Raw genomic sequence first — 22,765 nt, forward strand, 5'->3', positions numbered from 1 at the left:
AGAGAATTCACCGAATTCGACTCTGGGAACCTACGCGGCACAGTGTGGTTAACAGGCGCCCGCATTTTATCACAAGGGGCAGGAATTGCTGAATCCGGTCGATGATGAACAGGTTCACCTGACGGCTTTCTACGTCACGCTCGACCACGAGCGGGCGTTGACCGAGCGCCGCCGGGCGGACGAGCAGGTCGCCGGGACCCGCAACCGGCAGGCCCTGCACCAGCGCGACGGCCGCGTCCGTGACCTCAACGCCAGGCTGTCCAGACTGAACGCGGCCGAGGAGGGTCTCTGCTTCGGCCGGCTCGACGACGCCGACGGCGAGGTGCTGCACATCGGCCGGCTCAGCCTGCACGACGAGGAGTACGAACCGCTGCTCACCGACTGGCGCGCGCCTGCGGCGAGGCCGTTCTACATCGCCACCGCGATCGAGAACCACGGTATGGTCCGGCGCCGGCACATCCAGACCCGGCTCCGCAAGGTCGTCGACGTTCAGGACGAGCAGCTCGACTACTCCCGCACCGCTGCCGGCGCATCGCAACCGGGTCGGGGCGTGGTCGGTGAGGAGATCCTGCTGGGCGCGCTGAACGCACGGCGTACCGGCACGATGGAGTCGATCGTGCGGACGATCCAGGCCGACCAGGACCGGATCATCCGGTCGGACCTGGCCGGAATCCTCGTCGTCCAAGGCGGTCCGGGCACCGGCAAGACCGCGATCGCGCTGCACCGGGCGGCCTATTTGCTGTACACCCATCGTGATCAGCTGGAAAAGCGCGGAATTCTCGTCGTCGGACCGAATCCGACGTTCCTGAAGTTCATCGGCCAGGTGCTCCCGTCACTCGGCGAGGACGGCGTCCGGCTCGTCACCCTGGCCGAGCTGTACCCGGGTCTGGTCGCGACCCGGCCGGAGCCCGCGGAGGTCGCCGAGGTGAAGGGCCGGGCGGTGATGGCCGAGGTGATCCGGAAGGCGGTCGCGGATCGCCAATGGGTGCCGGCCGAGCCGATCGAGGTGACTGTCGACCGGACCGTACTGCGGCTTGATCCCGCCGTCGTCCAGGATGCCCGAGGCAGCGCGAGGGCTCGCCAGACGACCCACAACCAAGCGCGGCCGTTCTTCCTGAAGGAAGTCGTCGACCATCTCACCAACCAGTACGCCGACATCATCGGCACCGATCCGCTCGACGGCGAGAACCTGCTCGACGAGTACGACCTGGCCGAGCTGCGTAAAGAGGTCCTCGCCGAACCGGCGATCCGCAAACTGCTCGACCTGCTCTGGCCGATGCTCAGCCCGCAGGACCTCCTGGTCGATCTGTTCGGCAGCGAGGAACGGCTCGCGTCGGCAGCACCGCAGCTCACCGAACTCGACCGTGAACACCTGCTCCGGTACGGCGACGACTGGAGCCCGGCCGACGTGCCGCTGCTCGACGAAGCGGCCGAACTGCTCGGCGAGGACGACAAGGATCTCGCCCGCCGCAAGGCCGAGCGGGCTCGCGCAATCGCTTATGCACAAGGGTCTTTGGACGTTCTGAGCGGCTCGGCATCCACCGACTTCGACGATGAGGACGAGGCGGAAGTCCTTACTGCGAAGGACATTCTCGACGCGGAGGCGTTCGCCGAGCGGTACGAGGCGGACGACGACCGCACGCTCGCCGAACGAGCCGGCTCCGATCGCCGCTGGACCTACGGACACGTGATCGTCGACGAAGCGCAAGAGTTGTCGCCGATGGCGTGGCGAGCGATCGGCCGACGTTGCCCATTGCGATCGATGACGCTGGTCGGCGATGTCGCCCAGACCGGTGCGGCGGGTGGCGGGACGAGTTGGCAGCGGGCACTTGCGCCGACGTTCGGAGATCGCTGGCGGCTGGCGGAGCTGACGGTCAACTATCGGACGCCTGCCGAGGTGATGGACCTCGCGGCCCACGTGCTGACCGAGGTCGATCCGAACGCAAAGGCACCCGAGTCGGTGCGGTCGACCGGCGTACGGCCTTGGTACGAAGAGGTTGGCGCGACCGATCAGGCGCAGTACGTCGGGAAGGTCGCGCGCGAGGAGGTCGCGCACGGACAGGTCGGGGTGATCACCTCGCGGTCGCGGCTCGAACTCGTCCAGGAGGCGATCGGCGAGCATCCCGACATCACCGTGCTGACGGTGGCCGGTGCGAAGGGACTCGAGTTCGACTCCGTCCTGGTGGTCGACCCGGACGGCATTCTGCTCGAGTCCCCGCGTGGCCTGCGCGACCTCTATGTCGCTCTGACCCGCTGTACACAGCGTCTCGGCGTCGTCGGCGAACTTCCGCCGGTACTCCGTGACGCAGGTGGCTGGGATGCCCGGGGTCAGTGATCGGCGCAGCATTTCTGCTGGTGCTCGACCTCGAACGGAATCAGTACCCCGCCCGCGGCCGGCTGCACCAGCAGAACCACCTTGCCGTCACGCCGTACCGGCCGGATGAAGTCGCGGGTGTCGACCAGGCTGTTGTCCTCAACAGCCTGCCCGCCGAGCGCCTCCACCTGATCGATCCCACACCGCTCCCGAAGCTCCAACGCCGTCATCACACCCCTTGCCTGCTCGGAACCCGGAAACCGAACCAGCCGCCCGGTACTCCCCAACGCACTCTCGATCGCCGCGAGATACGCGCCGCGAACCAATGCGCTAGGCCCCGACAACTCCGGTCCAGAAGCACCCGGCCAGGTGATCGCCGAACCGATAGATCCTTCTGCAGACCAGGCCCGAGTACGGTCAGCGAGCTCTCCTACTGCATCAGTAGTGCTGACAACAGATACGGCAATATGAGGACGCTCGCCTGTGACTACGTGGGTGCAGGCAACCACATCCGCGGCCTCCGGGCCGAGCAGCTCATGGAGGAGGTGCTCGGCTTCGGTGGTGTCGCGGCTGTTGGCGTCGACGGCGATGATCACTTGGTCGGCAGGACCCAGATCGGGTTCGTGTAGAACCACAGGTCCGTCCACGGGTCCGCGTCGCCGATGACGTCGAGCGCGGGGCCTTGCGGGTCGATCGCCGCGCCGAGGTAACCCGGCTGGCTGCGGTTGCCGTCGGTGCCCCGGACACGCACGTAGTACGCCTCCTCCGCATCACCCAGCGGCAGGACCAGTTCGAAAGTGCCGCGCTTGCCGGAGGTGTCCCACTGCCGGACGACCTTGGTGTCGGGCGCCACGAAGGTGTCCCGGTCGCTGACCGCGCCCTTCACCGCACCGCGGATCACGTCGACCCGGTTGAGCGACGGCACGAAGTTGGCCCAGTTCGGCATCGTCTGGGCGGTGATCCGGACGACCAACTCGACCGCGCGACCACGGCGTACGAGGAGCGCACCACCGAGCGGCTCGCCGTGCTTGCGGCCAACCTCGCGGACCTCCACCTCGACGCCCTTGGCGAGCATGCCATGGTCGACCCACATCCGGCCGCTGCGCATGCCTTCCATCACCGACAGGTAGTCGCGACGCTCGGCACCGACGTGCGTACGGCTGTAGAAGCCCGGCCAGAAGTCGTTGTTGAGCGACATGACCGTGTTCCCGTAGACCGGGTCCATGTAGCGGCCGTCGCGGTCGAACTGCGCCTGGTCCGAACCGTCGGGGCGACGCGCGGTCTCGTTCCAGTTCTGGTGCGAGTCGGAGTTGGCGCTGACCCACCACGGCTTGCCCTCGGCGAGCAGGCTGTCCCACAGACCGCCGACCGTCGACGTCATCCAGTCGAAGCCGCCCCAGGTGCGGTAGCTCTCGGCCGGGTAGCCGGGAAACGAGTTCGCGTTCGGCGCGTTGCCGTACAGGCCGCGCGCACCGCCGGCACCGATGCCCTTCGGCAGACCACCGGCCTGGTGACCGGGGGCGCCCTCGAAGCCGATCGCGATCCGCGGGTCGGCGTCGCGCCAGTTGCGGATCTCGTGCGGGCTGTCGACCCCGTTGCGGGCGGGGTGGTTCGCCAGGAACAGCGCGTCCTGGACGCGCCGGCGGTCCACCTGCTGACCGAGCCAGTGGATCCCGTCCAGCGCGAGCTGCTCATTGGCGGGGCTGTTGGAGCCCGCGTTGTTCACGCTGCCGTCGTAGCTGTTCTCGAACTGCTTCAGTACTTCGACCTCACGCGACCCCGGAGCGACGAAGACGGTGCCGTGCTCGGCAGCCGGGATGTTCCACTCCAGCCCCTGGAAGATCAGGGTGTCCTTCAGCTCGGAGCGGGCCGACTTGATCTGCGGGTTGACCAGGTCGACGCCGATCCGGGCGTGCGTGGCGCCACCGTGGTCGGTGATGACCAGCCAATCGAGGCCGAACGCGGCCGCGTGCCGGGCCTGGTCGATCACCCGGTACAGGCCGTCGGAGCTGAGCTGGGTGTGAATGTGGTGGTCACCGGACAGCCAGACCCGCGGCTTGTTGCCCTGCTTGAAGAGGGACGAGTCAGCCTTCGGTGCGGCAGCTGCCAGCCCCGCGCCGCCGACGGCGAGAGCGGCAGTACCGCCGAGGATGCCGGCCGAACGGAGCAGCGTACGACGGGAGACTTCGGTCGGCGAGAGCTCGCTGTCCGGGATCGACTCGTCCAGCGCGGCCGTCGTCGAGGCGTCCAGCTCGGTGTTCGGGTGGTGGTGGTCATGGTCGTGCCCATGACCGTGCCCGTGGCCATGCCCGTGACCGTGTCCGTGATCGTGGGTGTGACCGTCGTGGGAGTGTCCCATCGTATTTCCTCTCGCCTGGCGGAATCCGGCGGGATCATCGCCTTTCCCGATGACTTCCAGGTGTTGTCCAGGTGAACCGCTCAAGCCGCAGATCGCCCGAATTCCCTTGTTCTGCGACGGTGTCGCATTTGTCCGCACATTCTCGGCTCAGCCACCTAGTGCGTAAGCTGACCGCACTCAGGCGAAGGGAGCCAGCTATGTGGCGTCGGTCCGGCAGGACGGCGGTGCTGGCGGCTGCCGTTGGACTGAGTCTGGGTTTGTCGGCCTGTGGGGCAGCGGACAATGCGAGCCCACCAGGACCGGTCGCCGGTTCCACCGCGACGCCGGAGGCGCCTGGCAGCGTCAGGGCACCAAGCGCTCCCACGAGAGCAGGGACTCCGGTGTCTCCGACGAAGGCCGGTACTCCGGTGGGTACGCCGGTGCCGGGCCGGAGCGAGTCGACGCAGCCGGAGCGGTTGGCTGGGGCGACGACCAGGTATGTGTTCCCAGTGGGCGGCTGTCACGCATCGGCGTCGCAGAGTCACCACGACTATCCCGCCTCGGACATCTTCACCAAGGTCGGCTGCCAGTTCGTCTCACCAGTGGATGGTCGGGTGGACGAGGTGACCCGGGTAGACCCCTGGAATCCGAAGACGAACGTCGGGCGCGACCGAGGTGGACTGTCCGTCTCCGTGGTCGGCGTCGACGGCGTCCGGTACTACGGGTCGCACCTGTCCGCGATCGCCGCGGGGATCGAACCCGGGCGGCAGGTTCGAGCTGGCCAGATTCTCGGACTGACCGGCAAGACAGGGAGTGCCCGCTTCACCCCAGCACATCTCCACTTCGGCATCAGCTGGCCGACTTCGCCTGGCAAGTGGTGGATTCGCCGTGGAGCCGTGGCACCACAGCCCTTCCTGACCGCTTGGCAGCAAGGCAAATCGGCCTCACCGGCGACCGTGGTCGCCCGGGCCGAGCGTGCGTACGGCGTCGACCGCGGCTGCCGTTCCTACTGCTGACGTCTACCGAACCGTGCGGAAGAACGCCCGGATGTCGTCGATCAACAGATCAGGAGCCTCCAGCGCGGCGAAGTGACCACCACGGTCGTACTCCGTCCACTGGGTGATCATGTGCTCACGATCGAGGATGTGCCGGATCGCCGGATCGGTCGGGAACACCGCCACACCAGTGGGAACCGCTGACCGCAAGGTCGTCGGGTCAGGCGAGTGCGGCCAGGTTGGCGTCGACGACGCGGAGGCCGCGCTGTCGGCAACCACCCGGTTCTCGTAGTAGAGGTTGGCGCTGGTCGCGCTGGTGTTGGTGAACCAGTAGATGGAGACATCCGTCAGAAGGTGGCCTAGGGCAACGGAATCTTCCGGCAAGCTGTGCGCCGGGTCGGTCCAGTCGTGGAACTTCTCGAGGATCCAGGCGAGCTGGCCGACCGGCGAATCGCTCAAGGCGAACGAGACGGTCTGCGGCTTGGTGGACTGCAGTTCGGCGTAGCCGGTTCCGGTACGGCGTACGCGCTCGGCCGCTTGGAGTTTCGCCTGATCCCGCGGCTCCAGGTCGTCGAGATCACCCGGTCGCGCATTCGGAAACGCGAGACCACCGTTGATGTGTACGCCGATGACGTGCTCCGGATCGATCCGCCCCAGCAACGGTGACACCACCGATCCGGTGTCGCCGCCCTGCGCGCCGTACCGGCGATAGCCGAGCCGGCTCATCAGCACCGCCCATGCTCTGGCGATCCGTTCGTGGTTCCAGCCCGGCTGTTCGAGCGGGACCGAGAAGCCGTGTCCCGGAACCGAGGGTGCGACGACATGGAACGCGTCGGCAGGGCCCGCGCCGTACGACCGCGGATCGGTGAGCGGACCGAGGATCTCGAGGAACTCCGCGATCGAGCCGGGCCAGCCGTGGGTGAGGATCAACGGCAGCGCATCCGGCTCGGGCGAGCGGGCATGCAGGAAGTGGATCGGCTGGTCGTCGATGCGGGTCAGGTACTGCGGGTACGCGTTCAGGCGCGCCTCCCACTCGCGCCAGTCGTACTCCAACCAGCGGTCCACCACCGAGCGCAGATACTCGACCGGCACCCCGCGATCCCAGCTCGCATCGGGAAGCGACCGGGGCCAGCGGATGCGGCGTAGGCGATCGCGCAGGTCTTCGATGTCGGGTTGCGGGATCTCGATCCGGAACTCGTCCATGGCTGCGACCCTAGTGCGCCGCCCCTGTTCTTCCTTGTTGAGTTTATCCGTTTGGACCGGGCGAGCGGCGAGGTTATCCACAGGTGGTCTGGTCGAGGCTTCCTCGACGACATCGGGGGTTACTGGATCCGTTGGTGGAGGATCTTGCTGGTGATGTTGCGGTAGCCGAGGTTTTCGTAGAGGCGGAAGGCGCTGGTCGGGCTGTCCGCGTCGACGCCGAGGCCGGAGCGGTCGAAGCCGGCCGCGGCACCAGCACGGAGTACTGCGGTCAGTGCCGCTCGCGCCAGCCCTCGACCGCGATACTCCCGTCGGGTGCCGACCTGGCCGGCCCAAAGCTCCCGTACGCCGGTCTGCTCGGTGTCCACGTCGAATTCGTAGGCCAGCGTGTACGCCGCGATCCGGTCGCCGTCGAGCACCAGGTACGACAGGCCGGGCCGGAACACGCTTCGCCCGGTGAACCACTTCTGCCAGTCGGCCTTGCTCTTCGGGTGCGATCGCCAGTGATCCTGGAAGATCTCGTTGTGCGCCAGCCGGAGCGATTCGTCGTACGCCGGGTCGAAGGGGATCAGGTCGAAGCCGGGTGGGACGGGGCCGGCGGGGATCGGGGTGGCGTCGTACGGGCGTTGCATGACGCTGAAGTACCGGATCGGCTGGTAGCCGCGGCTTCGGAAGAGGACGAGGGCGCCGTGGTTGGATGCCTGGATCTCGGTCTCGATCGCTGGGGCCGGCCGGTTGTTGATCCAGTCGAGGAGCGGACCGCCGATGCCATGGCGACGGTGATCCGGGTGGACGCCGCCCTTCTGATTGACGATCGCGAGATCGCTGTCGTCGTCGGGGTGCATGACCATGGCGTAGGCGACGAGTTGGTCTTCGCGCCAGACGCCGAGGGCGTGCTCGGACGAGGCCAAGGAGTCTTCGACGTCCGCGCGGGTGACGTACTCGCCGCTGTTGTCGGCGGTCGCGATCGCATTGAGGCAGGCGACGGCTTGGTCCACCTCCGCCTGCATCAACGGCTTGATGCTTAGTCCTGCCGGCCAGGTCACCATGGCCGACAGGTTAGAGGTTGGCGTAGTACTCAGGCTTCATCTGGATCAGCTGGACATAGTTGCCGTCGGGGTCGATCAAGGTGGCGAACCAGCCATTGCCGCGGTCCTCGGGTTCGACCAGCCAGGTGACGTCGAGGGTGCGGAGGTGGGCGGCGGCGGCTTCGATGTCCTCGACGGCGAAGTTCAGTACTACGCGGCCGGGCTCGAGGGTGCGGGTCTCGACGTCGTCCCGGTATTCGACGACCATGCCGAAACCGCCGAGGTTCAGGTTGCCGTAGCCGTCGACCTCGGCGTGAAATCCATCGAGGTACCACTTCTTCAGCCGCTCAGGATCGGTGCTGCCGAGCAACATGCTGTTCAGAACCGGCTTGTCCATCGTTCGGTCTCCTCAGTCAGTCGGACTTTCTGCTGACGTCGGAGCCGATGTCCGCGGCTCGACACCCCGTACTACGAAGCGCCGCGGCGCCTGCAGCAGGTGAGGCCGCCCGGCGCCCGTAGTACGGGCAGAAGAAACGTCCGCACCGCGTCATGCTGGAAGGGGTGCGGACGTCGATCGAGGGGGCAGGGGTTGAGGGGATTGAGGGCGGCAAGCGAGGGGCAGAGCGCCCACGCTCGCTTGCCGCCGATCTAGTGTCCTGAGTCGGAAGTTGCTGCTTCAGCTCCGGTGTTCAGGTGCGTGCATCGCGGTGCTGGAGGAGCGTCCTCGATGCGGAGCATCGTGGATGCTTCGCCAGTGCCGTGAGGTGCGTGCCTGGGCGCCGGAGCTGAAGCAGCAACTTCCGGCTCAGGACACTGTGATTCTATCGGGGGGCTACGTCCCACATGCGCTCGCCGGGCAAGGGATCGGGGAGACGGTCCACGGCCGGCATCGGGTCGTTGGTGACCCGCAGTCCGGCGAAGCGACGGCTCATGGCGTGGGCGTACCGCTCGGCCAACGCCGGCTCGGCGTTGTAGTCGGCGATCACGTGCTCACCGAACCAGACTCGTACGCGTCGGCGCTCAGACGTCTGGATGGCGGTGGCGGTTGTCACTGGTCCTCCTGGCTGGTGTCTCTTGGGGTGGTCGGCCGGGATTCGCGGGCGAGCGCGGTGTCGGTTAGCCGTGTGTTCACCGTCACGCAAAGTCCAACGGACGACGCGGACGGTAAGTCACGGACGTTTTTTGGGCAGTTGTCCAGAAAATCTGAAAGTCTTTCCGTTCTGCTTCGAAAGGCTTTTCGAATGTCGATTCACCGGCAATTCATAGCGTTTCCTCAGCTACGACACGCCGAGCTGTCGGAACGACTCCGTAGGCTGGAAGACGTGACCATCGAAGACGCTGGAACCAAGGCACTGGCCCTCCCTGACCGGATCGCGCAGGCCGACCGGATCGCCCCGGACCGGGTCGGGCCGGCCACCGGGATCGCCACTGTCCAGACCGAGCAGCTGATCGGCGACGTCGGTGACGCGCTCCGGCTGCTCGACGCGGTGGAGCGGGTCCGCGGACACGCCCATCCGCTGATCCTCGGCCTGCAGGACGCGGTCGGGATGAAGATGCCGGCCGCGCTGGTGCTGAGTGCGATCTCCAACGGGCGCGACACAGCGGAGGCTGTCGCGGAGCAGGTCGGTACGACGCCGGGCGAGGCGGAGCTGGCGATCGCCGAGCTCGCCGCGCTCGGGCTGGTCCGGACCACCCCGCAGCTCGCCGTCACCGGTGTCGGTCAGGCGCGGCTGTCCCAGCTCGACGGCCTGACGGTCCGCGTCCTCGACGTCATCACCGGCATCCTCGGCCCCGCCGACGCCGCCCACCTGGCCCGCCTCCTGCACACCGTCGCCGACGGCCTCGAGTCCGCCGCAGTAACCGCCGCCGTCACCAACCAAACCGCCGCCCTCCACAACTAACCCCCCACCGCTCCCCCGAACATCGCCCGCCGAAGCGCGGCTCCGCGGTGCGCGGCTCGCCGGAGCGCGGCTCGGCTGGTGCCACTCGCCGAAGCGCCTCCTCACCGGAGCGCCTCGCCGGGCGCCGCTGGCCGGATGTTCGTCCGATGGCGCGCTATAAACCCGTCAGCGGGCGTCTTGAAAGTCTGGGTGGGTTGGGTGTCGAAGACTCGCGGGTGGTGTCGACGTACTGGGTGAGAGGCGCCGGTGGGGTGCTTCGGAGGTGGAGGGTGAGATGTTCAAGGAGACGAAGGCGTTCAGTGGGTTCGCGGTTGACGACATCGCCGCGGCGAAGGAGTTCTACGCCGGCACGCTCGGGCTCGATGTGACCGAGGAGAACGGGATGCTGCAGCTGCAGATCGCCGGCGGAATCCCGGTCCTGGTCTATCCGAAGCCGGAGCACACACCCGCGGAGTACACGATCCTGAACTTCCCGGTGCCCGACATCGAGGCCGCCGCGAAGGAACTCGCAGGTCGGGGCGTCGTGTTCGAGCGGTACAACGACAAGCACGACGAGTTGGGGATCGTCCGCGGCGGCGGCCCGCTGATCGCCTGGTTCAAGGATCCGGCCGGCAACATCCTGTCGATCATCCAGGCGTAACTCACAGGTACGGCGATCGACGCCCTGGCCGCGCGACTGCGCGCGTAGTACGAACTGGTCGGCCCCATTGCCGCGCGCATTACTGCTAATTGGTGGGGATTGGGTCGTTGTACTGGCCGGGGCGGCCCTTGTAGCGGGTGCCGTGGAGGTACGGCCAGGAGTTGGCGACGCAGCCGTGCAGGCCGAGCGTCTGCTGCTCCATGACCGGCGCGGGTTGCCCCGGCCCCGGGCAGAGCTCGTGATGATTGCCGAGGCGGTGACCGGTCTCGTGGTTGACCATGTACTGCCGGTACGCCGTCAGCGAGGCGCCGTAGTTCGGTACGCCGTGCGCCCAGCGAGCCACATTCAGTACGACGCGGTCGCCGATGCGGCAACTGGTGTAGCGATCGGGGCCGCCACCGCAGAGGATGTCGCGGGTCTCGGGGGTGACGAGCATGAGCTGGAAGTCGGCCGCCTGACCGGGACCGACCTGGCGGAATTGCCATTGACCGGCTGAGGTCCAGCCGTTCGGGGCCGCGTAGGTATCACGGACGAACTTGGCGAACGCGGCGCCGTCGACGCCCCGGATGCCCCCTTCGATGCCGATCTGGAACTTCATCAGCTGACCCGCGGTACCGATCGTGGTCGGGTCGCCGGGGAGGATCGAGTAGGACACGGCACCGCGCATCGGATAGGTGATCTGCGATGCCCCGTCGCCCGGCGTCGACCGCGACGCCCGATCGCCAGGCGTCTTACCTGCCCCCTGGTCGCCTGGTGTCTTGCCTGGGTCTTTGGCGCCCGGGTCTTTGGCGCCTGGGTCCTGTTCGGCGTCGGTGCCGTCGGGGCTGTCCTTGCCGGTGGGGTCGTCCGGGTCGACCGACGAGTGCGCGGCGGCGACGCGAGCGGGATCTTCCCTGCGATCGAACGGGCTGGCCGGCAACTCGTACACCGCGACCCCCGCGACAGCGACCACGATCCCCAACGCGGCGATCCTCGTCCTACGCATCCCACAACTCCTCACCCCGCACCCTTCGGAAGAGCACGTCCTCACCCCCTACTTGCCACCCGACCCCAAAACCCTTCTCCCAATCCCCACTCATCGAGCTCCTCACACCCGCTCCGAGTCACTCTGTGCCCCACCCGACCGTTTCCACGGCGAGAAGACGACCAGCTGGGGCACAAAGTCGTCGCCAGCCGTCCGCCGCCAATGCCCTCCGTGACACGAGCACCACAAAGAGTTGGTGGCATTCGGGGGCGAACTTTCTGATGGGACAAGGAGTCTGAGGGATGGGCGCGATACAGGGGACGGGCCCAGGGTTCTGTTGCCGGACGTGAGTGGAGTTATGTCCCCGAACGCGAGTAGGGCTAGACGAGCTAAGCCACGGGGTGCCCGGAGGGCGGTGAGGCAGCGGTCTGCGTTCGGGGCGCTGGTGATCGCGGTGCTGGGCGCTGTGGTTCCCGGTACGGCGTACTTGGTGGCGGGGCGGAGGAAGCTCGGCAGCCTGGTCACGGGGATGACCGTCGCGTTGCTGGGGGCTGCGGCGTACGTCGGGGTGGCGCGGCGGGATGACGTGATCAAGTGGGCGGTCGATCCGAATCTGCTGTTGTGGATGATCGGCGGGCTCGCGGTCGTCGCGCTGCTCTGGGTGGCGACCATCGTCACGTCGTACAAGATGTTGCGGCCGCTGGGATCGGGGGTCGGGACGCGGCTGGGTGGGGCGTTCGTGATCGGGCTGGTGTGTTGCACGATCGCGTCGGGGACTGCGTTGGGGGCGCAGAACCTGCTCGCCCAGCGCGACCTGGTGACGCATGTGTTCGCGGGTGGGAACTCCAAGAGCGCGACCCGGCCGACGATCGCGAACAAGAAGGATCCGTGGGCTTCGATCCCCCGGCTCAACCTGCTGCTGCTCGGTGCCGACGACGGGGTGGGCCGCAAGGACACCCGGACGGACACCGTGATGGTCGCCAGCATCGACACCAGGACCGGTGACACGAAGCTGATCTCGCTGACCCGGAACTTCATGCGGATGCCGTTCCCCGAAGACTCGCCGCTACACAAGCTCTATCCCACCGGCTACTGGAACCCGAAGCTCGGTGACAAGGAGCAGAGCGAGTTCTACCTGGACGCGATGTACCGGAACGTCCCGCGCGATCACGACGGCATTCTCGGGCCGTCCGACAACCAGGGCGCCGACGTGCTGAAGGTGTCGGTCGGCGAGGCGCTCGGGCTGAAGCTGCATTACTACCTGCAGATCAACCTGTCCGGGTTCGAGCAGATGGTCGAGGCACTCGGCGGGCTCACCGTGAACATCAACTACAAGGTTCCGATCGGCGGCGACTACAGAGGCCCCGGCAAGGCGGACGACATCTTGCCGACCGGCTATCTGCAGCCCGGTCCGAACCGGCACCTGAACGGCCATGACGCACTCTGGTTCGCCAGAGGCCGGTACGACGTACAGGGCTCGGACCTGGCTCGGCAGGACCGTCAGCACTGTGTCATCCAGGCTCTCGTCGAGCGCGCCACTCCGCAGAACGTGCTCGCCAACTACCAGTCGATCGCGAAGGCGGGCAAGCAGCTGATCCGCACCGACCTCCCGCAGAACCTGCTGGGCCAGCTAGTCGGCCTTGGCGAACGTGTGAAGTCGGCCAAGATCACCAACATCGACCTGGACAAGAAGAAGAACTTCCCCAACGGCCGCAACCCCAACTACGCAGCCATGCGCGAGATCGTCGCCAAAGCGCTCGCCCCAAGGCCTGTCGCCAAGACCACCACCAAACCCACCGGCAAACCCAAGCCGCCGGCGAAGCCGGACCCCGGCGACCTCGAAAGCTCCTGCGCCTACAACCCGCAATGAGCCAGCCGGTACGCCGAGGTAAGCCGGTCAGCAACCTCAGCGACGGTCGAAAGCCCCTGCCGCCAGCGACCGGCGCGCCAGATCACTGAGCCGAGCGCGCGTTGCGCCACCAGATCCGGCAACGCAGCCCCCTCGGCCGCGGACAAGGTGATGAAGCGGTCGTAGCCCGCGCGAAACGCCTCGACCTGCTCGGTGGCGAGCTCGTCGGTCGACTGCCCCAAAGCAGCCGCCAGATCGAACGCGCGCAGGTCGAGCCCCGCGAGCTCGAAGTCCAGTACGCCGGTCACCGTGCCGTTCTCGACCAGCAGGTTGGACGGCCCGAAGTCGCAGTGGATCACCTGTGTCGGCAGCTTGGTACGCCACTCCCGGACCCGTGCATCGATGTCGCGGACCTGTCGCTCGAACCACGTCGTCTCCGCCGAGGAGGAGAGTTCACGGTCCAGGTCGGCCGCCAACTCGTCCAGGTCGGGCACCGCCGGGTGGATGGCGTTCAGCGCCCGTCGCCAATCGATCGGCGCCAACTCGGCATCGACATCTGCCAGGGCCGCATCCAGCTCACCGAGCGCCTGGCCGGTCAGCATCAGCCCGGCCGTGTCCCGCGGTGGATGGTCACCCGGTAGGCGACGGTAGAGCGACGCCGGGCCGAGGTTCGTCGGTACGACGGTGCGCCCGTCGTGAGCTGGAATCGGTGCCGGTACTGCGAACGACAGCTCGCGCCGACCGAGTTCGGCGAGCAGCACGTGCTCGAGCGCGATCTGCTCAAGTCCAGCGTTGCGGTGGACCCGCAGGACGAAGGTGTCGCCGGCTACCTGAACCAGCCAGACCAGATTGTTCGTACCTCGGTCCGGACGGGTCACCTCAGTCGGCGTCCCCAGATTCCAGGGCCGGACCAGGTCGGATACGTCGGAGGCGGCCATGGCTGTGAGTCTCCCCGCAACCGCGGACCTCAGCCAATCGATTTCTGGGCCTCGCCGGGATGCCAGCCGGAGTATAGGGAGGCGGGTGAGAATGGGTTGGTGGTGAAGATGGCGGATGTGGCGCGGCGGGCTCGGGTTTCGGTGACGACGGTTTCCCATGTGCTGAACGAGACCCGGTTCGTGGCGCCGGATACCAGGGAAGCCGTGCTCACCGCAGTCCGGGAGACCGGGTACGTGCCGAATACCGTCGCGCGGTCGCTGGTGATGTCGAAGACGGACACCATCGGGCTGGCCTTGTCGTCGATCTCCAATCCGTACTTCGGCGAGCTGGCCCACTATCTACAGGCCGAAGCCGAGCGGTACGGGTACTCGATCCTGATCGGCGATACCCGCGACGACCCGGAGCGCGAATTCAAGGTCGCCCGGGATCTGCACGAGCGACGGGCGGACGGGATCATCCTGGCCGCGTCGCCGGATCCGGGCCGGACGCTGGAGTACCTGCGGATGCGGCAGGTCCCGGTGGTGCTGGTCGACCGGTTGATCGGGTCGGATCTGGACGAGGTCGGGACGGAGAACGTCGAGGCGACCTCGCATCTGGTCGAGCACCTGGCCAGTCGCGGTCACACCCGGATCGCGATGGTCAGCGGGCTGGCCGGACTGGCGACCACGCTGGAACGCGTCGCCGGGTACCGGCTCGGACTCGAGCGGGCCGAGCTCCCGTACGACGATGCGCTGTTGCGCGGCGGTTCGTCGGACGCGGAGCCGGCTCGCGGGGCGACCGCTCAGCTGCTGGAGATGCCGGATCCGCCGACCGCGTTGATCGTGGCGAATAACAAGATGACGATCGGGGCGATGCGCGCCTTGCGGGATGCCGGGCTGTCGGTGCCGGCGGATATCGCGCTGGTCGCGTTCGACGACTTCGCCTGGGCCGATCTCTGCGAGCCACGGCTGACCACGATCGCGCAACCGCACCAGGAGCTCGCCGCCAAGGCGCTCGAGTTGATCACCTCGCGCATCGACGACCCGGACCAGCCCGCGCGCCGCATCCGGCTCGATCCGACCCTGGTTCACCGCAACTCGTGCGGTTGCTGACAGCAACGGATCGCCGGCACTAAACCGAATGGCGCGCTCGGAGCGTCTATGTCGGTATGCCCCACAGATCGCGGGAGAGCTTCGCCGAGTTCGTCGTCGCCCGGCAGCGCCATTGGCTGCGGATGGCGTACCTCCTCTGCAACGATCGGCAGTTCGCCGAGGATCTCGTCCAGCAGAGCCTGGAGAAGCTGTACGTGGTCTGGCCGAAGGTCGCGGCGGCGGACAGTCCGGACGCCTATGTCCGCAAGGCGATCGTCAACGTCTATCTGAGCGAGACCAGACGGATGTGGCGCCGCCGGGAACGGCCGAGTGACGACCCGGCCGCCGGTGTCGTGGCGACGGCCGACGAGGCGGCGGACGACCGGGTCGATCTGGCCCGGGCGCTGAGCCGGTTACCGAAACGCCAGCGGATGGTGCTGATCCTCCGGTTCGCCGACGACCTGAGTGTGACCGAGATGGCGGCGGTGATGGGCTGCGCCGAGGGAACGGTCAAGGCGCACACGTCGGCGGCGCTCAAGGCGATCCGGCGTACGACGGAGTTCGAGCTGCAAGGGGTTGTCCGATGACCGACGAGAAGGAACTCGAGGAACAGATGCGATCGATCTTCCGGCGCCACGAGGGCGATGCTCCGCGTGAGCTGCCGCTGGACGCCGTACTACAAGGAGGCGAACGGCGCCTGCGTCGCTCTACCACGCTCAAGCTGGTCTCCGCGGCGGTGTTCGCGGTCGTCGCCACCGGCGCGACGATCACCGCGGTTGCCGCCACCACCCACGGCGGCCCCACCCCGCCGCCGGCCAACCCACCCACGGTCAACGCGCCACCGAGCACCCCGACGCAAACCCCGAGCCTGCCGGCCACTCCGAACGTGCCGCCGGCAACACCGACCCAAACCCCTCCCGGTACGCCGAACACGCCTCCCGGGCCGCCAACCCGAACCCCAGGAACCACCGCCACGCCCCCGGAGTCACCCCACACACCGGGATCACCCACGACTCCCCCGACGTACCCGACGCAAACGCCCAGCACCCCGCCGGTACCACCCCAGACACCCGGCCGCTGACGCCCGGAGTGCCCGAGCCTTCCGCTGACGAATCCGTCCGACGCCCGACGCACAGCGGCTCGGGCCGGCGTGACGGCCCCGCCCTACGCGTAGCGGATTCCTAGGCCGCCGTCTACGGACCAGTTGGCGCCGGTGACGTAGGCACCCGGATGTCGTGCCGGGCGACGTCGAGGGCGAGGCTGCGGGTCATTCCGACCAGGCCGGACTTCGCCGCGGCGTACGGGAACATCCCGGCGGTGGTGAGCTGGGAGTGGATCGAGGCGATGTTGACGATCGAGCCGTGCCGGTGCGCGATCATCGACGGCAACACCTGGCGCGCCATCAGCCAGGCGCCCTTGAGGTCGACGTCGAAGACGCTGTCCCATTCGGCGACCGTCATCGCGGTGGCGTCGGCGTACGCGTTCCGGCCGGCGTTGTTGACCAGCACGGTGACAGGACCGAGTTCGGCGACCAGGAGATCGACGGACCGGCGTACGGCGTGTTCGTCGGTGATGTCGCCGACTGCGGCCGCGACCCGCGCACCCGTCTGTTCGAGGGCTGCCGTGGTGGCGGCGAGTTCGTCGGCCAGTACGTCGAGCAGCGCGACGGCGGCACCTTCTTCGGCGGCTTTGGCGGCGACCGCACCTCCGATGCCGCGAGCGGCTCCAGTGACCAGTACGACCTCATCGGCAAGACGACCGGACACTTGAGCCTCCTGGAAAACTGGTGTTCGGAGCAACGACCTCCGACTCTCAGAACACTAGGGGTGCTGTTCTCTCAGCTTGCCGAGCCACTCCACGCCGAGCCGGCGGCCGTCGGGCAGCTGATCGCTGCGGTCCCAGCGCCACGCAGTGACGATTGCCGTCATGAGGATCCGGCATTCGCGGAGGAAATCCTCGTCGACACCTGGGTAATACTTGGCGACCTCATCCGGCGCATGCGCGAGGTCGAACTCGACCGGTCCGCGGCAGCACGTCTCGAGGTCGATGAACAGCGGACCGTCCTTCGCGTTCAGCAGGTTGCCCGGGTGCGGTTCGCCATGCAGCAGCTGGTCGGCGGCGCCGCGTTCGGTGACCACCCGGCGCAGGTCTCGCAACGCGTTGCCGAGGTATTCGCGGTCCGCCTCGGAGAGCGTCGGGCTGATGTTGCGGTCGGCCACGACCTTCTGAGCCTCATCGACTCGATCGGTGAAGTGTGGCGTCGGGTAGTCCACTTTGCGCATGCCGGCATGCAATCGGGCGAGCGCATCGGCGTAGTCGGCCGGGGGAATCTCGGCGGCGAGCGGTTCGTAGTACGTCCACAGCGTGATGCGGAAGTCGTCCCGTTCGTAGACGCGGGGCTCCACCCGGGGGTCGAGTGCGGCGACCGGAGCTCCTGCCTCGAGGAGGTGCTGGGTGAGGTCGATCTCGAACTGCGGGGCCCGGGTCGCCGGCGAGACCTGAGCCAGGACGTCGCACGGGAGCAGGCGCAGCGTGAGCCGGTTCGAGTCCTGCAGGACGATCGCCTCGTCGGCGGTCAGACCGAGCGACGAGGCGGTGAAGGTCGCCGCAGTGATGGCACGCTGAGCCTCTGACGCTTGCAAGGGTCTCCCTCTCTCCGGCGGACTCCGGCACCGTAACAAGATCACCAAGAATGCGCCGCCCGTTTATCAGCGAACGTAGACACCCGCGCGGGCGGCTGCGGCGGCGTCCTTGGCCGCGCGATCAGCTGTTGCCCTAGGCATCGGTTGCCGGAGCAGGACGAGTTGGTGGTAGACCGGCGAGGTCGACGCCATCAGGACGCGCTGGGCGTCGGTCTCCGGTGGGACTTCGCTGCGATCGATCGCTCGACGGACGACGATCGCACTGCGCTCGTACCGGTCCTGCCAGAAGGCGGTGAGCGCTTCGGCGGCTTCCGGCGTACGGAAGGACGCAGCGATGACGGCGCCGGTGAGGGACGGGTGCTGCGCGAGGGAATCGCGGACCTCGCGGTTGAGGCGGATCAGGTCGGCTTCGAGCGAACCCCTATCGGCCGGCTCCCAACTGTCGTCGGCGCCGGATGCGAGCAGGTCGACCAGCAGGCCGGCGACGCTGCCCCAGCGACGGTAGATCGTCGTGCGGTGGACGCCGGACGTGGTGGCGACGGCCTCGATCGTGAGGTTGTCGTAGCCGGTCGCGGCGAGTTCGTGCTGGACGGCGGCGAGTACGTCGGCCCGGACGCGCGCCGTTCGGCCGCCGGGGCGGGAAGTGCGGGTTGCGTCGTCGGCTGTGCTCATGGCACGATCTTAATGCAACAGCCGTCGCATTAACAGGGAGCGTGGTGCATGTCTACGAACTGGACCGAGGTCAGGGTCGGCACGCCGGGCGAGGGCCCGTACGGCGTGACGCTGGCCGGCGACGACGTGTGGACGACCCTGGTGCACGCCGGAGCCGTCACCCGCCTCAACCCCGGGAGCGGGGCAGTTGAGCGGTTTGAGGCAGGGGGTGAGGGGAGTAGGCCGATGGTGATTGTGGCAGGACCGGACGGTGGGGTGTGGTTCACGCGGAACGGGGACGATCGGATCGGGCGGATCACGGGTGACGGGACGGTGAGTGAGTTCGAGGCGGTCGGCGCGCCGTACGGAATCTACGCCGGACCGGACGGGGCCTTGTGGTTCACGTTGATGAATGTGGACCAGGTCGGCCGGATCACGGTCGACGGTGAGATCTCGCTGTTCCCGATCGGTACGGCGGGTGGGTTCCCGGCGATGATCACGAGCGCCGGAGGCGAGCTCTGGTTCGCACTCAACCAGGGGAACGCGATCGGCCGGATGACGGTTCGTGGCGCGGTGACGACCTATCCGCTGCCGACCGAAGGCGCCGGACCGGTCGGGATCAGCGCGGGACCGGACGGGTTGTGGTTCGTGGAGATCATGGCTGGTCAGGTCGGGCGGATCACGTCCGAGGGGAAGATCCGGATGTACCCGTTGCCGGATCGTTCCTCGAAGCCGCACGCGGTGGTCGCGCTCGATGACGGCGGCTGCTGGATCACCTTGTGGGGTTCGGGATCCGCGCTGCGGATGGATGCGGAGGGTGAGGTACTGGACGAGGTGGTGTTCGGTGCAGGGACCGAGCCGCACGGGCTTGCGGTCGGGGCGGACGGGTCGGTGTGGGTCGCGCTCGAATCGGGTTCCCTTGCTCACATTCACGTCTGACAACTCCCCGGAGTGAGGCGACTCACTCCGGGGAGGGAGGCGCGAGGAGTCGACGCAGGAGCACTGTGGTGATGTGACCACAGTGGTGGGACTACAGAACAATTCAGTACTTCGTAGTCGTGCGCGGGATGTTCTCGCGGTGGGGCGGCCGGCGTTTTGGGCGGTGTCGGTTTTGCCCTATTACGTTGGGGTTCTGCTGGCTACGCATCGACTGGTGCCAGCGCCGGCGGATTGGCCCCGACTCGCACTCGGCGCCTTGGTGATGGGTCCGTTGCTGTGGTTGTCGGTGCTGGCAATCAACGACGCGCATGACCTCCCGGGCGACCTGCTGAACCCTCGCAAGTCGAAGTCCCCGCTCCTCGACGGCCGCGTCTCGGTCCGCGCCGCCAATTGGATCGCGGCGATCGCCGGAATCGCCTCCCTGACAGCAGGTCTCGCCGTCGGGCCGGTCTTCGCGCTCGGCGTCCTGCTCGCCGTCGTCCTCGGCTACGCCTACAGCGTCCCGCCCATAAGACTCAAGACCCGCGCAGGCTTCGACGTCGCCGTGAATTCCCTTGCCCTAGGCGCCTTCGGCCCACTCGCAGGATGGGCAGCCGTCACGAAGGACCTGCACGGATTCCCTTGGCTGATGGCACTCCAGGGAACATTGGTTGCCATCGGCCTCTATCTCCCGACGACGCTGGCCGACCTGGAGGCCGATCGAGCCGCCGGGTACAGCACGATCGCGGTCCGCCTCGGCGCGAGTACGACGTACCGGCTGGGGTTCGCTGCCTGGATCGCGGCGGCAGCGCTGTCCGTAGTACTGGCGGCGGCTGACCTGGTGATCCCGCGCAGCATGCTCGTCCTGGAGATCGTGATGGTCCCCGTGCTGATCGCGGCGTACCGGCGCTACATCGGGCCCGGTCAGACCTTCAAGGGCGTCATCACCGTCTCCTTCCTCTTCCTCTGCCCTTGTGCCGCCTTCGCCCTCACCTACGTCGGTTTCCTCACATGAAGGCGCCCCATCACGTTCCATCACCATGGACTTCGACTGGAAGCAGCTGACGGCAGAACTCGACGAGGCCGGATGCGCACTGACGCCGCCGCTGCTCACCGAGGCGCAATGCCGCGAGGTCTCCGGCCTGTACGACGAAGTGCAGCGGTTCCGGGCGACGATCGACATGCAGCGCTACCGGTTCGGCTCCGGGCAGTACCGGTACTTCGACCACCCGCTCCCCGGCCTCGTCACCGAACTCCGTGAGGCCTTCTATCCCCACCTGCTGCCGATCGCGCGCGAGTGGGCCGACAAGCTTGGCCGGCCCGCACCCTGGCCGGACACCCTCGCCGAATGGCTCGACGACTGTCATCGCGCCGGCCAGAACCGGCCGACGCCGATCCTGCTCAGATACGAGGCCGGCGATTGGAACGCTCTCCATCGCGATCTGTACGGCGACCTGGTCTTCCCGCTGCAAGTGGTGATCGGCCTGGACAAGCCGGGTGTCGATCATGAAGGCGGGGAGTTCCTGCTGGTGGAGCAGCGGCCCAGGGCGCAGTCGCGCGGGACGGTGACGACGCTGCCGCAGGGACAAGGGTTGATCTTCACGACCAGGGATCGGCCGGTGGAATCCGCGCGCGGCTGGTCGGCAGCGCCGGTCCGGCACGGGGTCAGCACGGTGCGCTCCGGTATCCGGCATACGCTCGGCCTGGTTTTCCACGACGCCGCCTGAGCCTGAAGTTCACCACGTTCGAAAGGCTTTATTCCGGGACCGCATCTCGGCCGCGAACGACTCCTGCAAGGTGGCCATCTTGGCGGCTTCCTCCGGATCGGCGAACAAGGCCGGCAGGGTCGCCGGGTCCACGTCGTACACGTGATGCATCAGCCACCAGATGTTCCCGGCCGGATCCTTGATCCGGGCACCGCGGTCGCCGACGATCTTCGAGGTCGTGAGCTCGGTGACGATCGTCGCCCCCGCCTCGACCGCGCGCGCGACGGCCGCGTCGGCGTCGTCGACGTACACACTCAGCAGGCTCGGCAGGTCCGGCCAGTCCGGCTGCGCGTCGAAGGCCATCACGACCGAGTCGCCGATGGTGATCTCCGCGTGCCCGATCGTGCCGTCCTCGTTCTGTACTACGAACGGAGGCTTCGTCTCGAACACCTGCTCCACGAACTTCAGCCAATCAGCCGCACCACGCACGGCCACATACGGAGTCACAGTTCCCTTGCCACCTGGATTCGTCATGCCCTCAGTCTCGCGGGAGTAGCGGCCAGGTTCTGGCCTCTACTCAAGAATTCGCGTAGCGGATCGCCAACTGGGCGGCGGCGTTCTTCAGCTCGGCCGGGCCGACGAACTCCAGTTCGGCCTCGAACATGCCGAAGGTCGCGGCCAGCCCGGTCCACGACCAGCCGTTGAGGATGAGGCGGCAGCTGGTCTCGGTGATCTCCTCGACGATCGCGTCGCGGCCGGCCCACTGGGCGATGTCGGCCGCCTTCGCCTGCAGGATCGCCTCGCCGCGGCACGGCCACTGGTTCTTGCCGGTGAACTTGCTTGCGATGTACGTCGAGACGTCCGGCGCGGGCAACTCACGTGGCGTGAAGCGCGGCCCGGTCGGGGTCTTCGGCAGCATCCGGTCGACCCGGAAAGTCCGCCAGTCGTCGCGGTCCAGGTCCCACGCGACCAGGTACCACCGGCCGCCCCACGTCACGAGGTGATGCGGTTCCACCTTCCGCGGCGGAACCCACTCGGTGACTCCGGGCGATGCATAGTCGAAGCGGAGAACCTCGTGCGCGCGTAACGCAGTACCGATCGCTATGAGGTGTTCCGAGTCCACTTTCGTACGCCGTGAGTCGGCATACTTGTCGACCGTCGTCACCTGCAGCGCATCCACCCGTTGGCGCAGGCGGGCCGGCATCACCTGGCGAACCGTGGCGAGCGCTCTCAGCGCACCTTCCTCGATGCCGGTCACTGTCGTGGTTGCGGTCTGGAGAGCGACGGCGACCGCGATCGCCTGGTCGTCGTCGAAGAGCAGCGGTGGAAGATCCGCCCCTGCGTCGAGGCGGTAGCCGCCGTCCGGGCCCTTGGTCGCACGGACCGGATAGCCGAGGTCGCGCAGCCGGTCGACATCGCGACGAACCGTGCGCGGGCTGACTTCCAGCCGTTCGGCCAGCAGCCCGCCCGGCCAGTCGCGGCGCGCCTGGAGCAGGGACAGCAGCGAGAGAAGTCGAGCCGAGGTTTCGGACATGACTTCAGATTGCCATGAGTAACGGCCAGAACCTGTCCTCTACTGCTGGAAATGTCGTCCTCAAGAGCCCCCGACC

At 67.5% G+C, this 22,765-nt stretch carries 24 protein-coding genes; 11 read left to right on the forward strand and 13 right to left on the reverse strand.

The annotated features are described in order from the left end of the window. Window positions 1–85 precede the first annotated feature (85 nt). Window positions 86–2,335: an ATP-binding domain-containing protein gene (locus tag ABZ004_RS06810; RefSeq protein WP_355678805.1), complete on the forward strand. Its 2,250-nt coding sequence runs from the start codon at window positions 86–88 to the stop codon at window positions 2,333–2,335. Here the strand turns inward: ABZ004_RS06810 and ABZ004_RS06815 are convergent. Both ABZ004_RS06815 and ABZ004_RS06820 read right to left on the reverse strand, forming a co-directional pair. Continuing rightward, window positions 2,329–2,949, reverse strand: coding sequence for a hypothetical protein (locus ABZ004_RS06815; protein WP_355678806.1), 621 nt, complete (start codon window positions 2,947–2,949; stop codon window positions 2,329–2,331). The two genes, ABZ004_RS06810 and ABZ004_RS06815, sit on opposite strands and share 7 nt — an antisense overlap. After that, window positions 2,907–4,673, reverse strand: coding sequence for a histidinol-phosphatase (locus ABZ004_RS06820; RefSeq protein ID WP_355678807.1), 1,767 nt, complete (start codon window positions 4,671–4,673; stop codon window positions 2,907–2,909). Before ABZ004_RS06820 ends, ABZ004_RS06815 begins: the two co-directional genes overlap by 43 nt. A 380-nt stretch (window positions 4,674–5,053) precedes the next feature. Here ABZ004_RS06820 and ABZ004_RS06825 point away from each other — a divergent pair, with 380 nt between their 5' ends. After that, window positions 5,054–5,668, forward strand: a complete 615-nt coding sequence (locus ABZ004_RS06825) for a M23 family metallopeptidase (protein WP_355678808.1) — start codon at window positions 5,054–5,056, stop codon at window positions 5,666–5,668. A gap of 3 nt (window positions 5,669–5,671) precedes the next feature. Here the strand turns inward: ABZ004_RS06825 and ABZ004_RS06830 are convergent, their stop codons facing one another. From ABZ004_RS06830 to ABZ004_RS06845, 4 genes are all read right to left on the reverse strand, one after another. Further along, window positions 5,672–6,850: an epoxide hydrolase family protein gene (locus ABZ004_RS06830; RefSeq protein ID WP_355678809.1), complete on the reverse strand. Its 1,179-nt coding sequence runs from the start codon at window positions 6,848–6,850 to the stop codon at window positions 5,672–5,674. Window positions 6,851–6,969: 119 nt separating this feature from the next. After that, window positions 6,970–7,896 carry a GNAT family N-acetyltransferase gene (locus tag ABZ004_RS06835; RefSeq protein WP_355678810.1) on the reverse strand — a complete coding sequence of 309 codons (927 nt, stop codon included), beginning with the start codon at window positions 7,894–7,896 and terminating at the stop codon, window positions 6,970–6,972. Window positions 7,897–7,906: 10 nt separating this feature from the next. Beyond that, a complete protein-coding gene (locus ABZ004_RS06840; RefSeq protein ID WP_355678811.1) occupies window positions 7,907–8,272 on the reverse strand; it encodes a VOC family protein in 366 nt (121 codons plus the stop codon). A 424-nt stretch (window positions 8,273–8,696) separates the two neighbouring features. Then, entirely contained in the window at window positions 8,697–8,927 is a 231-nt protein-coding gene (locus ABZ004_RS06845; RefSeq protein ID WP_112245252.1) for a hypothetical protein, read from the reverse strand. Between the two features lie 270 nt (window positions 8,928–9,197). Here ABZ004_RS06845 and ABZ004_RS06850 point away from each other — a divergent pair, with 270 nt between their 5' ends. Beyond that, window positions 9,198–9,776: a MarR family transcriptional regulator gene (locus tag ABZ004_RS06850; protein ID WP_355678812.1), complete on the forward strand. Its 579-nt coding sequence runs from the start codon at window positions 9,198–9,200 to the stop codon at window positions 9,774–9,776. A gap of 274 nt (window positions 9,777–10,050) precedes the next feature. Beyond that, the gene (locus tag ABZ004_RS06855; protein WP_355678813.1) at window positions 10,051–10,416 is read left to right on the forward strand and encodes a VOC family protein; all 366 of its coding nucleotides are present in this window, start codon (window positions 10,051–10,053) and stop codon (window positions 10,414–10,416) included. 85 nt (window positions 10,417–10,501) lie between these two features. Here the strand turns inward: ABZ004_RS06855 and ABZ004_RS06860 are convergent, their stop codons facing one another. Further along, on the reverse strand, window positions 10,502–11,401 hold the full coding sequence (locus ABZ004_RS06860) for a DUF3152 domain-containing protein (protein WP_355678814.1): 900 nt from the start codon (window positions 11,399–11,401) through the stop codon (window positions 10,502–10,504). A 394-nt stretch (window positions 11,402–11,795) separates the two neighbouring features. On the opposite strand from ABZ004_RS06860, the gene ABZ004_RS06865 reads away from it, so the two are divergent. After that, window positions 11,796–13,250, forward strand: a complete 1,455-nt coding sequence (locus ABZ004_RS06865) for an LCP family protein (RefSeq protein WP_355678815.1) — start codon at window positions 11,796–11,798, stop codon at window positions 13,248–13,250. On the opposite strand, the gene ABZ004_RS06870 is transcribed toward ABZ004_RS06865, so the two are convergent. Beyond that, entirely contained in the window at window positions 13,235–14,167 is a 933-nt protein-coding gene (locus tag ABZ004_RS06870; RefSeq protein ID WP_355678816.1) for a phosphotransferase, read from the reverse strand. The genes ABZ004_RS06865 and ABZ004_RS06870 overlap by 16 nt on opposite strands. Window positions 14,168–14,275: 108 nt before the next feature. Here ABZ004_RS06870 and ABZ004_RS06875 point away from each other — a divergent pair, with 108 nt between their 5' ends. Genes ABZ004_RS06875 through ABZ004_RS06885 form a run of 3 tightly spaced genes read left to right on the forward strand, consistent with a single transcriptional unit; the run spans window position 14,276 to window position 16,319 of the window. After that, window positions 14,276–15,259: a LacI family DNA-binding transcriptional regulator gene (locus ABZ004_RS06875; protein WP_355678987.1), complete on the forward strand. Its 984-nt coding sequence runs from the start codon at window positions 14,276–14,278 to the stop codon at window positions 15,257–15,259. Between the two features lie 56 nt (window positions 15,260–15,315). Then, entirely contained in the window at window positions 15,316–15,825 is a 510-nt protein-coding gene (locus ABZ004_RS06880; protein ID WP_355678817.1) for a SigE family RNA polymerase sigma factor, read from the forward strand. Beyond that, entirely contained in the window at window positions 15,822–16,319 is a 498-nt protein-coding gene (locus ABZ004_RS06885; protein WP_355678818.1) for a hypothetical protein, read from the forward strand. The genes ABZ004_RS06880 and ABZ004_RS06885 overlap by 4 nt, the downstream gene beginning before the upstream one ends. Window positions 16,320–16,431: 112 nt before the next feature. Here the strand turns inward: ABZ004_RS06885 and ABZ004_RS06890 are convergent, their stop codons facing one another. From ABZ004_RS06890 to ABZ004_RS06900, 3 genes are all read right to left on the reverse strand, one after another. Further along, on the reverse strand, window positions 16,432–17,004 hold the full coding sequence (locus ABZ004_RS06890) for an SDR family NAD(P)-dependent oxidoreductase (RefSeq protein WP_355678819.1): 573 nt from the start codon (window positions 17,002–17,004) through the stop codon (window positions 16,432–16,434). A gap of 54 nt (window positions 17,005–17,058) precedes the next feature. After that, window positions 17,059–17,880, reverse strand: coding sequence for a phosphotransferase (locus ABZ004_RS06895; protein WP_355678820.1), 822 nt, complete (start codon window positions 17,878–17,880; stop codon window positions 17,059–17,061). 66 nt (window positions 17,881–17,946) lie between these two features. Next, window positions 17,947–18,552: a TetR/AcrR family transcriptional regulator C-terminal ligand-binding domain-containing protein gene (locus tag ABZ004_RS06900; RefSeq protein ID WP_355678821.1), complete on the reverse strand. Its 606-nt coding sequence runs from the start codon at window positions 18,550–18,552 to the stop codon at window positions 17,947–17,949. A gap of 48 nt (window positions 18,553–18,600) precedes the next feature. On the opposite strand from ABZ004_RS06900, the gene ABZ004_RS06905 reads away from it, so the two are divergent. The 3 genes from ABZ004_RS06905 (at window position 18,601) to ABZ004_RS06915 (ending at window position 21,176) form a co-directional block, all read left to right on the forward strand. Next, a complete protein-coding gene (locus ABZ004_RS06905; RefSeq protein ID WP_355678822.1) occupies window positions 18,601–19,470 on the forward strand; it encodes a virginiamycin B lyase in 870 nt (289 codons plus the stop codon). Between the two features lie 163 nt (window positions 19,471–19,633). Then, on the forward strand, window positions 19,634–20,464 hold the full coding sequence (locus ABZ004_RS06910) for a UbiA family prenyltransferase (protein ID WP_355678823.1): 831 nt from the start codon (window positions 19,634–19,636) through the stop codon (window positions 20,462–20,464). A gap of 25 nt (window positions 20,465–20,489) precedes the next feature. Then, window positions 20,490–21,176: a 2OG-Fe(II) oxygenase gene (locus tag ABZ004_RS06915; RefSeq protein ID WP_355678824.1), complete on the forward strand. Its 687-nt coding sequence runs from the start codon at window positions 20,490–20,492 to the stop codon at window positions 21,174–21,176. Between the two features lie 9 nt (window positions 21,177–21,185). On the opposite strand, the gene ABZ004_RS06920 is transcribed toward ABZ004_RS06915, so the two are convergent. Beyond that, a complete protein-coding gene (locus ABZ004_RS06920) occupies window positions 21,186–21,689 on the reverse strand; it encodes a VOC family protein (RefSeq protein ID WP_355678825.1) in 504 nt (167 codons plus the stop codon). A 43-nt stretch (window positions 21,690–21,732) separates the two neighbouring features. Next, window positions 21,733–22,689, reverse strand: coding sequence for a WYL domain-containing protein (locus tag ABZ004_RS06925; RefSeq protein WP_355678826.1), 957 nt, complete (start codon window positions 22,687–22,689; stop codon window positions 21,733–21,735). Window positions 22,690–22,765: the final 76 nt, after the last annotated feature.

The sequence above is a fragment of the Kribbella sp. NPDC006257 genome, assembly GCF_040613535.1.
Lineage (GTDB): Bacteria > Actinomycetota > Actinomycetes > Propionibacteriales > Kribbellaceae > Kribbella.

Coding starts and splice junctions, on each gene's coding strand:
- ABZ004_RS06820 (WP_355678807.1), bottom strand. CDS start 4,673: ATGGGACACTCCCACGACGGTCACACCCACGATCACGGACACGGTCAC.
- ABZ004_RS06875 (WP_355678987.1), top strand. CDS start 14,276: ATGGCGGATGTGGCGCGGCGGGCTCGGGTTTCGGTGACGACGGTTTCC.
- ABZ004_RS06885 (WP_355678818.1), top strand. CDS start 15,822: ATGACCGACGAGAAGGAACTCGAGGAACAGATGCGATCGATCTTCCGG.
- ABZ004_RS06915 (WP_355678824.1), top strand. CDS start 20,490: ATGGACTTCGACTGGAAGCAGCTGACGGCAGAACTCGACGAGGCCGGA.
- ABZ004_RS06870 (WP_355678816.1), bottom strand. CDS start 14,167: ATGGCCGCCTCCGACGTATCCGACCTGGTCCGGCCCTGGAATCTGGGG.
- ABZ004_RS06835 (WP_355678810.1), bottom strand. CDS start 7,896: ATGGTGACCTGGCCGGCAGGACTAAGCATCAAGCCGTTGATGCAGGCG.
- ABZ004_RS06880 (WP_355678817.1), top strand. CDS start 15,316: ATGCCCCACAGATCGCGGGAGAGCTTCGCCGAGTTCGTCGTCGCCCGG.
- ABZ004_RS06860 (WP_355678814.1), bottom strand. CDS start 11,401: ATGCGTAGGACGAGGATCGCCGCGTTGGGGATCGTGGTCGCTGTCGCG.
- ABZ004_RS06900 (WP_355678821.1), bottom strand. CDS start 18,552: ATGAGCACAGCCGACGACGCAACCCGCACTTCCCGCCCCGGCGGCCGA.
- ABZ004_RS06925 (WP_355678826.1), bottom strand. CDS start 22,689: ATGTCCGAAACCTCGGCTCGACTTCTCTCGCTGCTGTCCCTGCTCCAG.
- ABZ004_RS06920 (WP_355678825.1), bottom strand. CDS start 21,689: ATGACGAATCCAGGTGGCAAGGGAACTGTGACTCCGTATGTGGCCGTG.
- ABZ004_RS06840 (WP_355678811.1), bottom strand. CDS start 8,272: ATGGACAAGCCGGTTCTGAACAGCATGTTGCTCGGCAGCACCGATCCT.
- ABZ004_RS06855 (WP_355678813.1), top strand. CDS start 10,051: ATGTTCAAGGAGACGAAGGCGTTCAGTGGGTTCGCGGTTGACGACATC.
- ABZ004_RS06830 (WP_355678809.1), bottom strand. CDS start 6,850: ATGGACGAGTTCCGGATCGAGATCCCGCAACCCGACATCGAAGACCTG.
- ABZ004_RS06905 (WP_355678822.1), top strand. CDS start 18,601: ATGTCTACGAACTGGACCGAGGTCAGGGTCGGCACGCCGGGCGAGGGC.